We start from the raw sequence: 16135 nt of genomic DNA, 5'->3' as shown, positions 1-16135 counted from the left end.
AATGTCGGTATTTAAAAACCAAGAAACGTACTGGGACAACCTGTTTGATGAAGAAGACGGACTAAGCGCATTCCCTTACTTTAAAGCAGCGGATAAAGCGTCATTGGCCCGTACCGGCTACCAGGAAAAATGCATCTGCCGTTCCTTATCTCCGGAAGTATCTCAAAGAATCATGACAATGGCGAATCATTCCGATATGGCGGCCTATCTGATTTTATTGTCAGGTATTGAATGCTTGCTGTATAAATATACCGATCGAACGAGCCTGATTCTCGGAATTCCAACGGTATCGAAGCAAAAAAGCAGTCAGTCAGCTGTTAACTCCGTTGTTCTTTTGAAAAATACGCTTTCAAACGAGAGTACATTTAAAACCGTGTTTGAACAGCTGAAAGAAGCCGTTAATGATTCACTGAAAAATCAAAACCTGCCGTTTAGAAAAATGGTTCAGCATCTAAACGTGCAATACAATGATGAGCGTCTGCCGCTGATTCATACCGTCGTTTCGCTTAATGAAATTCATTCTTTGCAATTTAAAGAAGACATTGCATCCGATACGCTGTTTCACTTTGATTTGGAAAACAACGGGATTCATTTAAAGCTTTTTTATAACGGCAATCTGTACGATGAGCGCTATATGGATCAAATGACAGCCCATTTGGATCATCTGCTGTCTGTGATCCTGTTTCAGCCTGAAGCAGAGATCCATACGGCAGAAATGATACCCGAAGCGGAAAAGCAGAAACTATTGTTTGATTTTAACGATACCGGCAGAGATTACTCCGGGAGCAGAACCGTCTATCAATTATTTGAAGAACAGGCAGAAAGAACGCCTGAGCACGCGGCGGTCAAGTTTAAAAACGCCCATTTGACGTACAGGGAATTGAATGAAAAGGCGAACCGTTTGGCAAGAACATTGCGTAATTGCGGGGTTCAAGCCGATACATTGGTCGCCATTCTGGCTGATCGTTCGTTAGAGGTGATCGTGTCAATCATAGCCGTTTGGAAGACGGGGGGCGCTTATGTGCCCCTGGACCCTGAATATCCAAACGAGCGGCTTCAATATTTGCTTCAGGATGCGAATGCAGACGTTCTCCTTGTTCAGCATCATTTAAAAAACAGCCTCACCTTTGACGGACCGGTGATTGATTTAAATGACAAAACATCATACCATGCGGATGGCTCATTGTTATCACCGATAGCGGAACACAGCCATTTAGCCTATGTCATTTATACGTCGGGCACAACAGGAAAGCCGAAAGGAGTCATGGTTGAACACGGCGGTATTGTGAATTCGCTCCAGTGGAAGAAGGCGTTTTTCAAGCATTCTTCAGCGGATCGCGTGCTTGTCTTATACCCGTATGTTTTTGATGCGTTCATTTTAAATTTCTTCGGCCCGCTTATTTCGGGAGCGACTTTGCACCTTTTGCCGAATGAAGAAAATAAAGACCTTTTCGCCATTCAAAATGTCTTGAAACAAGAGCGGATTACACATTTTTCAACTTCTCCCCGTCTTTTGAAAACGATGATCGAAGAGATGAACGCTGACGACTTCATTCATGTTCAGCATGTTGTTGTAGGCGGAGAGCAGCTGGAAACAGATACAGTTGAGAAGCTGTATTCCCTGCAGCCTCACATTCGGATCAATAATGAATACGGACCGACAGAAAACAGCGTGGTATCGACCTTTCACCCTGTTCAGTCTGCTGATGAACAGATCACAATCGGCAAACCGGTGGCCAACCATCAAGCTTATATTTTAGGAGCGCACCAGCAAATCCAGCCAATCGGCGTACCGGGAGAGCTGTATGTCGGAGGAGCGGGAGTGGCCCGCGGCTACCTCAATCGGCCTGAGCTGACGGAGGAAAAATTTGTTCAGCATTTGCATCTCTCCGGTCAAAAGATGTATAAAACGGGGGATCTCGCCAGATGGCTGCCAGATGGAAGAATCGAATATGCAGGGCGGATCGATCATCAAGTGAAAATCCGCGGCTACCGAATCGAAATCGGCGAGGTAGAGGCGGCCATGTTCAATCTGGAAAACGTTCGTGAAGCTGCAGTCATTGCGCGAGAAGGCGCAGACGGAGCCAAGCAATTGTATGCCTATTATGTCGGCGAGCCTTCTGTGGCTGCGCAGTTCAGAGCCGAATTATCCCGTAAACTGCCGGATTATATGATTCCCTCCTACTTTATCCATTTGGAACGCATACCGCTCACTTCCAATGGAAAAATTGATTTGAAAGCTTTGCCTGCTGATGAAGAAAATACGCGGACAGATAACGAATACATAGCCCCGCGGAACACAACAGAAGAACTGCTGACGTCCATCTGGCAAGATGTATTAGGGGCAGAACGTATCGGAATTATGGATAATTTCTTTGATTATGGCGGAGATTCGATTAAATCAATTCAGGTGTCATCCAGATTGTATCAAGCCGGATACAAGGTTGATATGAAACATCTGTTTAAATATCCCGCGATTGCAGAACTAAGTCAATTTGTCGTGCCGATCGGCAGGATGGCTGATCAAGAGGAAGTGACCGGCGGCACAAACCTGACCCCGATACAGCATTGGTTTTTTGAACAAAAAATGCCGCAAGCTCACCATTACAATCAGGCCGTCATGTTATATTCGGCGGAAGGCTTGAAAGAGGCTCCGCTTCGCCGGACGATGGAACGGATCGCGTCGCATCACGATGCCCTTAGGATGATTTTTGAAAAAACACCGAACGGGTACGCTCCGCGAATTACAGGAACGGATGAAAGTGAATTATATCATCTGGAAGTGATGAATTATAAAGGCGAAACCGATCCTGCTCAGGCAATTTCCGATAAAGCGAATGAGATTCAAAGCAGCATGATATTAGACAAAGGGCCTTTGATGAAGCTTGGTTTGTTCCAATGCCCTGACGGAGATCATTTGCTGATTGCAATTCATCATTTGGTGATTGACGGAGTATCGTGGCGCATTTTACTCGAAGATTTTGCAAGCGGTTATGAGCAGGCAGAGCGCGGACAAACGATCCGCCTCCCGCAAAAAACAGATTCGTTTCCATACTGGGCCGATCAATTGTCCAAATATGCGAAAGAAACCGACATGGAAGAGGAGATTGCTTATTGGGCCGAGCTTTCAAACACAGAGCCGCAGCCATTACCTAAAGACAAAATAAGCGAAGGCTCATTATTAAGAGACAGCGAAGAAGTGACGATTCAATGGACAAAAGAGGAAACGGAGCAATTGTTAAAACAAGCGAACCGCGCCTACAACACGGATATCAATGATCTGCTGCTGACTTCGTTAGGTCTCGCCGTTCACAGGTGGACTGGCATGGAAGACATTGTCGTAAATTTGGAAGGCCACGGGAGAGAACCGATTATTCCGGATGCGGATATTTCCCGCACGATCGGATGGTTTACAAGCCAGTACCCTGTCGCACTGAGGATGGAAGCCGGAAAAGACTTGTCATGGCGGATTAAGACCGTGAAAGAAGGGCTGCGCCGTATCCCGGATAAAGGAATGAATTACAGCATCATCAAATATGTATCCGGGCATCCCGAAGCCGACAGCCTGCAGCTGAATCCGGAAATATCGTTTAATTATTTGGGTCAGTTTGATCAAAAACTGAAGCATCAGGCTTTGCGCATATCGCCTTTTTCCACAGGGTTATCAATGAACGAAAACCAAGAGAGAACAGCCGTGCTTGATTTAAACGGCATGATTTCTGAAGGGACATTATCACTGACACTGAGCTATAGCAGCAAACAATACGAAAGATCGACTATGACGCAATTTGCCAAAGGTTTAAAAGAAAGTCTGCAAGAAGTCATTGCACATTGCGTAAGCCGGCAGCAGACTTCCCTCACACCAAGTGACATCGTGTTAAAAGATATCTCAATCGACGAACTGGAACAGCTTTTGAAGCAGACACTTGAATTAGGCGAGGCGGAAAATATTTATCCATTAACACCGATGCAGAAGGGCATGCTGTTTCACAGCTTATTTGATCCGAATTCAGGTGCTTATTTTCAGCAAACGATGTTTGATCTGCATGGAGATCTGGAGATTGATTCATTTTCAAAAAGCTTGGATGTCTTATCGCAAAAATATGATATTTTCCGGACGAATTTTTACAGAGGCTGGAAAGACCAGCCGCTGCAAATCATATTCAAAACGAAAAAGATCGGTTTTCAATTCATTGACTTACGCGAGATGAAGGAATCACAAAAAGAAGCGATGATTCAGCAGTATGCCAGAGAAGATAAGATGCGGGGGTTCGATTTAGAGAAAGGCGCGTTAATGCGGTTATTCATTCTCCGTACGGATGAAAAGACATACCGTTTTATCTGGAGCTTCCACCATATTTTGATGGACGGCTGGTGTCTGCCGCTGATTACAAAAGAAATATTCGAGAATTACTTTGCCTTGCTTCAGCAAAAGCAGCCTGAACAATCATCAATTACTCCGTACAGTCAATATATTGAATGGCTCGGCCGGCAAGATGCGAAAGAGGCCACGGCTTATTGGGATCAGTACTTGGAGGGATATGAGGAGCAAACCGGCCTTCCTAAGGATCACCATGCAGCGGAAGACGGACGATACGTTCCTGAAAAAGTGACGTGTGACATAAGCTCCGATCTCACTTCGAAAATGAAGCGGACGGCAGGCAAGCATCATGTCACGCTGAACACGCTGCTGCAGACGGCATGGGCGGTTTTGCTGCAGAAATATAACCGAAGCAAGGACGTTGTGTTTGGAAGTGTTGTATCCGGAAGACCTGCTGGAATTCCAAACGTGGAAACCATGATCGGCTTATTCATTAACACCATTCCCGTCCGGTTCCGGTGTGAAGCGGGGACAACGTTTGCCGGGCTTATGAAAGAGGCGCAGGAAAGGGCTGTAGCGTCTCAACAATTCGAGACACACCCGTTGTACGACATTCAGGCGCGTACAACGCAAAAGCAAGATTTAATTACACATTTAATGATCTTCGAAAATTATCCGGTTGATCAGTATATGGAAAGCATAGGCCGGCAAAACGGATCATCTATCACCATTTCCAACGTACAAATGGAAGAACAGACCAACTACGATTTTAATTTGACCGTCATACCGGGCGACGAGATGAACATCTCTTTTGAATACAATGCCAATGTGTATGAGCGGGCAAGCATAGAGCGGGTTCGGGAACATTTCATGCAAATCCTGCATCAAGTCGTGACAGATGCAGATATCCGGGTGGATCAAGTAGATTTGTTGACGGAAGGCGAAAAAAGAACCCTTCTGCAGGCGCTTAACGATACGGATGCACCGTTTCCACAGACGCCGGTTTATCAATTATTTGAAGAGCAATCGCAGCGTACGCCCGATCATACGGCTGTCATCGATAAGGACAGACAGCTCACGTACGGAGAGCTCAATAAGCGGGCAAACCGACTGGCGCGAACGTTAAGAGCAAAGGGAGTGCAGGCGGATCATCCTGTAGCCATCATCAGCAGAAACAGCATCGAATCGGTGGTCGGGATCCTTGCCGTTTTAAAATCAGGCGGCGCCTATGTCCCTATAGATCCGGAATATCCGCAAGACCGCATCCGGTATATGCTGGATGACTCCCAAGCCGGAATCGTTTTGACGCAGCGAGATGTCAGGGAACAGCTTTCCTATGAAGGCATCACAATTTTACTGGATGATGAAAGTTCTTATCACCAAGATGACTCTGACCTTGCACCGATAAGTGATGCAAGCCATTTGGCGTATGTCATTTATACGTCAGGCTCCACAGGGCGGCCAAAAGGCGTATTAATCGAGCACCGCGGCTTGACCAATTATATTTGGTGGGCGAAAGAAGTTTATGTAAAAGGCGAGAAAGCCAACTTCCCGTTGTACTCGTCCATCTCTTTTGATCTGACGGTGACTTCTATTTTCACCCCGCTTATCACAGGCAATACGATCATCGTCTATGACGGAGAGGATAAAACAGCTCTGCTTGAATCGATTGTGCGGGACCCGAGGGTGGATATCATTAAATTAACCCCGGCCCATTTGCAGGTCTTGAAGGAAATGAACATCGCCGATCAAACGGCTGTCCGAAGAATGATTGTGGGCGGAGAAAACTTAAGCACCCGGTTAGCCCAAAGTATTCATGAACAGTTCGAAGGCCGGATTGAAATATGCAATGAGTACGGACCGACGGAAACCGTTGTCGGCTGCATGATTTATCGTTACGATGCCGCAACGGACAGACGGGAATCGGTACCGATCGGAACCGCTGCGGCTAACACGAGCATTTACGTTCTTGATGAAAATATGAAACCCGCGCCGATCGGAGTGCCGGGAGAGATCTATATCAGCGGCGCCGGTGTAGCAAGAGGATATTTGAACCGACCGGAATTGACGGCAGAGAAATTCGTCGATGACCCGTTTGAACCCGGAGCCAAGATGTATAAGACCGGAGATTTGGCGAAGTGGCTGGCGGACGGAAACATTGAATATGCGGGCAGAATAGATGAACAAGTGAAAATCAGAGGCTATCGTATCGAATTAGGCGAAATTGAGGCAGCGCTGCTTCAAGAAGAAGCGGTCAAGGAAGCTGTCGTTACAGCCAGAGAAGACGCCCACGGGTTTAAACAATTGTGTGCATATTACGTAAGCGGCGGGCAAACAACCGCAGCCCGGCTCCGCAAACAATTGTCACACAGCCTGGCGGGTTATATGGTTCCGGCTTATCTTATCGAGCTTGATGAAATGCCTTTAACGTCTAACGGAAAAATAAACAGAAAAGGACTGCCGGCTCCGGATTTCGAGCTGCAGGACAGAGCAGAGTATAAAGCTCCCCGAACAAAAGCGGAAGAAATATTAGTTTCTGCCTGGGAATCGGTATTAGGCGCAGAGAATATCAGTATTCTTGATAATTTCTTTGAACTTGGCGGAGATTCCATTAAGTCAATCCAAGTGTCATCCAGATTAAAACAGAGCGGATACAAAATGGAAATCAAAGACTTGTTTCAATATGCTACGATTGCCGAATTGAGTCAGCATATCAAGCAGAATCTGCGTACAGCCGATCAAGGTGAGGTCAAAGGAAAAGTCAGCCTGACTCCTATACAGCATTGGTTTTTTGAACAAACAACAATAGATCCGCATTATTATAATCAAGCCGTCATGCTGCATGCGCCGGAAGGTTTTCGGGAAACGCCGCTTCGTCAAACCCTGCAAAAGCTTGCAGAACATCACGATGCGCTCCGGATAACGTTCCAGACTGCGGAAAAGGGTTACGAGGCACAGAATGCAGAGATCGCCCAAAGCGGACTGTACAACCTTGAAGTCCTGAATCTGACAGCAGAATCCGACCCGGGGCAGACCATTGAAGCCAAGGCTGATGAGATACAAAGCAGTATGCATTTAAGTGATGGCCCGTTAATGAAAGCCGGATTGTTTCAATGCGCAGACGGGGATCATTTGCTCATCGCCATCCATCATTTGATGGTAGATGGGGTGTCATGGCGCATTTTACTGGAGGATCTCGTGACCGGCTACAGGCAAGCCGAGAACGGGCAAGTGATTCAACTGCCGCAAAAAACAGACTCTTTCCAATTATGGGCTAAGAGACTTTCAGAATATGCGCAAAGTGAAACGATAAAACAAGAACAGGAATATTGGACAAAGATCGAACAAACCGAAGTAAAACCGCTGCCTACAGATTTTCAGGAAACCCATACAACTGCAAAAGACAGTGAAACAGCAACTGTGGAATGGACGAAAGAGGAAACAGAGCTCTTATTAAAACAAGCGAATCGCGCTTATCACACGGAAATAAACGATTTGCTTTTAACTTCTCTTGGTCTTTCCATATCCCATTGGTCGGGGCTTGACCGGATTCCGATTCATTTAGAGGGACACGGAAGAGAACAGATCATTCAAGATATGGATATCTCCCGCACGGTCGGGTGGTTTACAAGTCTGTATCCGGTTGTGCTGCACGCGCAGCCAGGCAAAGAAATCTCTGATTATATTAAAACGACCAAAGAAGGACTGCGCCAAATTCCGCATAAAGGGATCGGATATGGCATAGCAAGGTACTTAAGCGGCGGACTGCCATCGAAACTCGATCCTGAGATCAGCTTTAACTACTTGGGACAGTTTGACCAAGATTTACAGCAGCATGGAGTTCAATTATCTTCTTATTCTTGCGGTTCAGACTCAAGCGTAAATCAAGAAAGACCGTATGTATTGAATATAAACGGAATGATAACCGAGGGCCGGCTGAAGCTTACGATCAGCTACAGCAGTAAACAGTACGCAAAAGAAACGATCATGCGGTTATCGGAAACGATTCAAAGCCGCCTGCGCACAATCATTACGCATTGCGTTCATAAAAAACAATCAGAACTGACGCCAAGCGATATTTTGTTAAAAGGCATGTCCATTGACGAATTGGATCAGCTCCTCGTTCAACTGCCGCATGCAGGTGAGATTGAAAACGTGTATCCGCTCACTCCGATGCAGAAAGGAATGCTCTTCCACAGCTTGCTGGACGAGGACTCACATTCTTATTTTGAACAAGCATCGTTCGATTTGCAGGGAGAGTTAAAGATTGATTGGTTTAAACAAAGCTTGGAGCGATTGTTTGAAAGATACGCCGTGCTCAGAACCCGTTTTCACAGCGGCTGGAACGATATTCCTTTGCAAATTGTCTATAAAACACAAAAACCGCAAATTCATTTTACAGATTTGCGCGACATAGAGGAGCACCGTCGTGAGAATGCAATCGCAGCCTATCAAAGAGAAGACAGGGCTAAAGGATTTGACCTGACTCGCGATCCGCTGATGCGCATAGCGATTTTCCGTACGGAAGGCAGCAACTATCATTTGATTTGGAGCTTTCATCATATTGTCATGGACGGCTGGTGCCTGTCTCTTATCACGAAGGAAGTGTTTGATCATTATAGCGCCTTACAGGAAGGCAGGGAAACAGAACCGCCATCTGCGGCTCCTTACAGCGACTATATCGAGTGGCTTGACCGCCAAGATCAGGGAGCAGCAAAGCGGTACTGGAGCGAGTATCTTGAAGGATATAAAGGTGAAACCACGCTTCTTCATAAAACACCGCAGCATGAACAAAAAGAATACGCTTATGCCAATGTGATCTGCCAATTTGATCACGAACAGACAAAACAATTACAGCAGATCGCAAATAAGCATCAAGTGACTTTAAATTCCTTGATCCAAACGGTGTGGGGAATTTTATTACAGAAATACAGCGGGTCCGCAGACGTTGTCTTCGGCAGTGTCGTGTCAGGAAGGCCGGCGGAAATTCCTGATGTGGAACAGATGATCGGCCTGTTCATCAATACCATTCCGGTTCGGGTCTGCTGCGATGAGGACAACTCTTTTGCCGATGCGATGCAAATGGTTCAACAAAACGCTCTGTCTTCCCAATCGTACGATACCTATCCTTTATACGAAATTCAGGCACAAACGGAACAAAAGCAGAACCTGATTGACCATATCATGATTTTTGAAAACTATCCGATCGGGCAGCAGGTCGAAGAGACGGGACAGCATGGTACGGAGCTGAACATTACGAATTTTCATATGCAGGAACACTCCCACTATGATTTGAATGTGGTGGTTATACCCGGCGAACAGCTGGCCGTTCATTTCGGTTTTAATGAAAACGAATATGAAAAATCAGAAGTGGAGCGGCTCAGCGGACATTTTGAACAGCTCATGCAGCAAGTATTGCGGCAGCCGTCTGTCAAAATAGAAGATTTGGAGCTTCTCTCTCAGCAAGAAAAAGAACATCTGGTCAGCCATTTTCAATCTGAGGGTATGGATTACCCGCGCGAACAAACGATTCATGAGCGGTTCGAGGAACAAGCGCATCGTACGCCGGACAATACAGCGGTTGTATGCGAGGGTAAGCAATTAACCTACGGAGAACTGAACCGGCGTGCCAATCAGCTTGCGCGAACCTTGCAGGCAAAAGGAGTGCAGGCGGATCAGCTTGTCGGCATTATGACTGAACGCTCGCTTGAGATGGTTGTAGGCATCTTGGGAGTTTTAAAAGCGGGCGGTGCATATTTGCCGATAGATCCTGATTCTCCATCTGAACGCATCCGTTATATTTTAAATGATTCAAGCATCAGCGTATTGCTTTACCGCGGGAAGCTTCCGGATGACATCGGCTTCTCAGGAACATGTATCGATCTCATGGAGGAACATTTCTATCACGAAAAAGACAGCAGTCTTGCACTCTCTTATCAGTCCAGTCAACTGGCCTATGCCATTTATACTTCCGGTACGACAGGCAAGCCTAAAGGCACGTTAATTGAACATCGCCAGGTCATCCACCTGATAGAAGGGCTGAGCCGCCAAGTATACTCTGCCTATGATGCGGAGCTGAATGTAGCCATGCTCGCTCCATATTATTTCGATGCTTCTGTTCAGCAAATGTATGCTTCTTTGCTGTCAGGACATACCTTGTTTATTGTTCCGAAAGAGATTGTGTCAGACGGTGCTGCCTTATGCCGTTACTATCGGCAGCATTCGATTGACATCACTGACGGAACACCTGCCCACTTAAAGCTTTTGATAGCTGCAGGTGATTTGCAGGGAGTCACGCTTCAGCATCTTTTAATCGGAGGAGAGGCTCTTTCCAAAACGACGGTAAATAAGCTCATGCAATTATTCGGCGATCATGGCGCTGCGCCTGGGATTACCAATGTATATGGGCCTACGGAGACTTGCGTAGACGCGTCTCTGTTCAACATTGAATGTTCTTCCGATGCGTGGGCACGCAGCCAAAACTATGTCCCTATAGGCAAGCCGTTAGGCAGAAACCGAATGTACATTCTTGATTCAAAAAAACGGCTGCAGCCGAAGGGCGTCCAAGGCGAGCTGTATATTGCAGGGGACGGTGTCGGGCGGGGTTACTTGAACCTGCCGGAACTGACGGACGAAAAATTTGTTGCCGATCCGTTTGTACCGGAGGACCGAATGTACAGAACCGGTGATCTGGCCCGCCTTCTGCCGGATGGAAATATTGAATATATCGGCCGGATTGATCATCAGGTGAAAATTCAAGGTTTTCGGATTGAACTCGGTGAAATCGAATCGGTGATGCTGAACGTTCCTGATATTCAAGAAGCCGCCGCAGCTGCCCTTAAAGATGCAGATGATGAATATTACTTGTGCGGATACTTTGCAGCAGATAAGACAATACAGATCGGTGAACTTCGCGAAAGAATGGCCCGGCATTTACCCGGATATATGATCCCGGCTCATTTTGTGCAGCTGGATAAGATGCCGCTGACGCCAAACGGGAAGTTGAATCGCCAGTTATTGCCGGCTCCGGTCAAAAAGCGTGACAGCGGCATAGAGTACGTCCCGCCGCAAACTTCGGCAGAAATTCAGCTGACGGCAATTTGGGAGCATGTCCTCGGATTAGAGCAGGTGGGGATCAGAGATCACTTTTTTGAGATCGGCGGACACTCCCTGCGGGCAACGGCGCTGATTGCAAAAATACAAAAGCAAATGCATGTCCAAATTCCTTTGCGGGACGTCTTCCGTTTCCCAACCATTGAACAGCTCGCGCGGACGATCACGAAGACGGAGCTGACCGGGTATGCCGCGATTCCTGCAATTGAAAAAAGACCTTATTATCCGGTATCCTCAGCACAAAAACGGTTGTACATCCTGAATCACTTGGAAGGCGGAGAACTCAGTTACAACATGCTGGGACTGATGGCTGTGGAAGGAAAGCTTGATCGTGACAAGCTGCAGCAAGCCTTCCGCACGCTGATTTTGCGCCATGAATCTTTGCGCACCGGTTTTAAAATGGCTGACGGAGAACCTGTTCAGTATGTCTTGGATCACGCGGCGTTTGAAGCAGAGTGGTACCAAGGGGAAGAAGATGATGCGGACCTTTATATCCGCCAATTTATTCGTCCTTTTCACCTGGATGAGCCGCCGCTGCTTCGCGTGGGGCTGATTGAACTTCAACCTGACCGCGGAATTCTCATGTTTGATATGCACCACATTATTTCTGACGGAACATCCATGAGCGTATTGATCAAAGAATTTATCCGGATTTATGAAGGGGAGACATTACCGCCCCTGCGCATCCAGTACAAAGACTACGTGGTATGGCAGACCGGCGAAGCGAGATTACAGCAGATTCAAAAACAAGAAGCCTATTGGTTAGAGCTGTACAGCGGCGACGTTCCTGTCCTTCATCTGCCGGCCGATTATATCCGGCCGTCGGCACGGGATTTTGCGGGAGCCACAATGCAGTTTACGCTTGATAAGCAAAAAAGCGACGGATTAAAGCAGCTGGCATCCCAAACTGAATCGACTTTATATATGGTGCTCCTTGCGTCTTATACATTATTGCTTTCAAAATACAGCGGCCAGGAAGATATTATTGTCGGCAGCCCTATAGCGGGAAGACCGCACGCCGATTTGGAACCGATTATCGGAATGTTTGTCAATACATTGGCGATGAGAAATTACCCTGAAAAAGGGAAGACGTTCTCTCAGTATCTGTCCGAAGTGAAGGAGAATGCATTAAAAGCTTATGAACATCAGGATTATCCGTTCGAAGCGCTGATCGATCAACTGAATATCGCCAGAGACTTGAGCCGCAATCCATTGTTTGACACCATGTTTGTGCTTCAAAACACGGAGCAGGAACAGTTAGAGATAAATGACGTCACTTTCAAACCATATCCAAACGGACATACGATGGCGAAATTTGATTTAACCTTAACGGCTGTGGAAGAAGAGTCGGGTATTCAGTTCACGATGGAATACTTGACGGCTCTGTTTAAACCGGAAACGATCGAACGGATGATGGGGCATTTTGAACAGCTGGTTGATTCGATTATCAAACAGCCTGAGGCCGAGCTGGCTCGTTTGAATATGGTGACCCAAGAAGAGAAGAGTGGAATTCAGAAACTCTTTAACGATACTGCAACAGAAACACGTATTCCGACTACGGTTCATCAGCTTTTTGAGCAGCAGGCTGAGCGTAACCCGGATCAAGAAGCCGTCATGTTTGGAAATCAGACGCTGACTTATCGTCAGCTGAATGAGCGTTCCAATCAGCTGGCGCGCGTTCTTCAAGATAAGGGTGCCTGCACTGATCAGGTTGTTGCCGTTCTCACGGATCGCTCAGCACATATGATCATCGGCATTTTAGCCATATTAAAGGCCGGCGCAGCATTTCTCCCTATCGATCCGGAGCTTCCTGATGAACGGCGGGCTTTTATGCTGAAAGACAGCGGTGCCGATGTGCTTTTGACTTGTGCAGGTCACGCTATTCCGCCGCTCTTTGAAGGGGAAGCGCTTCTGCTTGATGATCCGTTACTATATCAAGGCAGAACAGACAATCTTAATCTTTTCTGCTCGGAAAATGATTTAATGTATGTTATTTACACGTCAGGCACAACGGGGCAGCCGAAAGGCGTTCAGCTGGAGCACAAGACGATGACGAATCTGCTCGCTTATGAGCAGGATCATACGCAGCTTCGCTTTGACAGAGTGCTGCAATTTGCCGCAATGAGCTTTGATGTCTGCTATCAAGAAATGTTCTCCGCGCTTTCAAGCGGAGGAACACTCTTTATCATCGGCAATGAGGCAAAACGTGACATACGTCAGCTCAATGATTTTGTCAGAACGCACGGGATACAAACAGCATTTCTTCCGACCGCGTTCCTTAAGCTTCTTGCCTCGGAGAAACAATATTTCGAACCGTTTGCCGAGTGCGTGGATCACATCATCGCTGCGGGAGAACAGCTCATCGCAACAAGTATGCTGCGTGACATGCTGGCACGCCACCAAGTCACATTGCATAATCATTACGGTCCGTCGGAGACGCATGTTGTGACCATGTATACCGTCGATCCTGATACAGATCAGGAGCTTCAGCCGATCGGCAAACCGATTTCAAATACGGAGATTTTCATTTTGAATGAAGCCGGAACGCTTCAGCCTGTCGGAATCATCGGTGAACTTTGTATTTCAGGAGTGAGCCTGGCCAGAGGCTATCATAACAGGGAGTCTTTGACGCTCGATACTTTTGTTCCGCACCCATATGACTCGAATCAACGGATGTATAAAACAGGCGATCTGGCCCGTTACCTTCCTAACGGAAACATTGAATATGCGGGAAGGAGGGACCACCAGGTCAAAATTCGCGGTTACCGGATTGAACTCAGTGAGGTGGAGGCCGCTCTTCTCAAGCACGTACAGGAAGCAGTTGTCCTAGCAAAAGAAAATACCGATGGCCAAAGCGATTTGTATGCCTATTTTACAGCAGAGCAATCACTCTCGATCAGTCAGCTGAAAGAAAAACTTGCTGGCCAAATACCGGGATATATGATCCCTTCATACTTCATCCAGCTGGAGAAACTGCCGCTAACCGGCAATGGAAAAGTAAATCGAAGAGCATTACCGATGCCTGAAGCAGGTTTGCAAACGGGGACTGACTACGTTGCTCCGCGGACGAATATGGAAGAGCAGCTGATATGCATCTGGCAAGACGTTTTGAAGGTAAAAGAAATAGGTGTAAAAGATAACTTTTTCGATTTGGGCGGCCACTCGTTGCGAGGGATGACGCTCATCGCCAAAATTCATAAGCAATTCAGCAAAAACATTTCATTAAGAGAAGTCTTTCAATGTCCGACAGTTGAAGAAATGGCACAGGCTATTGCAGAAGCTGAAACCAACGGACCGGACTATATTCCGAAAGCCAAAGCAAAAGATGTCTATCCCGTATCGTCCGTGCAGAAGATGGTTTACCTGTCAACACAAATAGAAGGCGGAGAACTGAGCTACAATATGCCGGGAATCCTTACATTAGAAGGAAAACTCGACATGAATCGCTTGCAAACCGCTTTCCAAAGACTGATCCAGCGCCATGAATCGCTGCGTACCGGTTTTGAAATGGTCCGCGGAGAACCGGTGCAGGTGATCAAACCGCAAGTGGAGTTTTCGATGGAAAGATACAAAGCAACAGCTGACGAGGTTGAGGAATGTTTCCGGATCTTCGTGCGGCCGTTCAATCTCAGCCAGGCTCCATTACTTCGGGCCGGACTCATCGAGTTAGAACAAGACCTGCATATTTTCATGTTTGACATGCACCACATTATCACGGACGGCGCCTCCATGAATATTTTTGTCGAAGAACTGATTCAATTGTATGACGGCAAAGAGTTAGCTCCGCTCCGTATTCAGTACAAAGACTTTACGGAATGGAAACATCAAAAAGAACAAAGAGAACGAATCAAGAGCCAGGAAGAGTATTGGCTTGGTGTATTTCATGAAGAGCTCCCGTCATTCGAGCTGCCGAAAGATTTTGCGAGACCGCCGGTTAGAAGCTTTGATGGGAAAAGGCACAATTTTACGCTCGATAAGACTGTCACCCAAGGGATAAAGCAGCTGGAAGAATTGACCGGAACGACCGCTTACATGATTCTATTCTCGGCCTATTCCATACTGCTGGCAAAATACAGCGGTCAGGATGATATCGTTGTCGGTACACCTATTGCAGGGAGACCGCATGCGGATTTGGAACCCATTATCGGAATGTTTGTCAATACATTAGCCATCCGCACCGCTCCGATGGCGGAAAAGACATTTTTGGATTATATAACGGAAACGAAAGAAACCATGCTGAAGGCTTTTGAACATCAAGAGTATCCTTTTGAAGAATTAGTTGAAAAACTGGGTGTGAAACGGGACTTAAGCCGCAATCCATTGTTTGATACGATGTTTGTCCTGCAAAATACCGAACAAACGGATATTGAAGTGGACTCTCTCGCAGTCAGGCCTTATGAACAAACAGAGACGGCAGCCAAGTTTGATTTACAGCTGAACTTCTTAATGGACCAAGATGAGATTCAGGGCAGTTTTGATTACTGTACGAAACTGTTTAAAAAGAAAACCATTGCTGTATTGGCCAAGGATTACATCATGATCCTTTCGGCGATTATGAGAAACCCATCCATTCCTTTAAAAGACATTCAATTAAGCGAAAAAGTAAACAAAAGTAAACATCTCGCAAGCACAATCGAATTGGATTTCTAATCACAGGGGCAGCGGCTGTCCCGGCATGAATGCCGCGGCTGCCGCCAGCCG

At 46.7% G+C, this 16135-nt stretch carries 1 protein-coding gene; it reads left to right on the top strand.

The genetic code is table 11. The features are described 5' to 3' along the window. Position 1 precedes the first annotated feature (1 nt). Complete coding sequence (locus tag ABDB98_RS09360) at positions 2-16084, top strand: non-ribosomal peptide synthase/polyketide synthase (protein ID WP_438422064.1); 16083 nt, start codon at positions 2-4, stop codon at positions 16082-16084. Positions 16085-16135 lie beyond the last annotated feature (51 nt).

This window comes from Bacillus siamensis (assembly GCF_051628075.1).
GTDB classification, from domain to species: domain Bacteria; phylum Bacillota; class Bacilli; order Bacillales; family Bacillaceae; genus Bacillus; species Bacillus siamensis.
The sequence above is the reverse complement of the archived record's forward strand: the minus strand, read 5'-3'. Positions and strand labels throughout refer to the sequence as shown.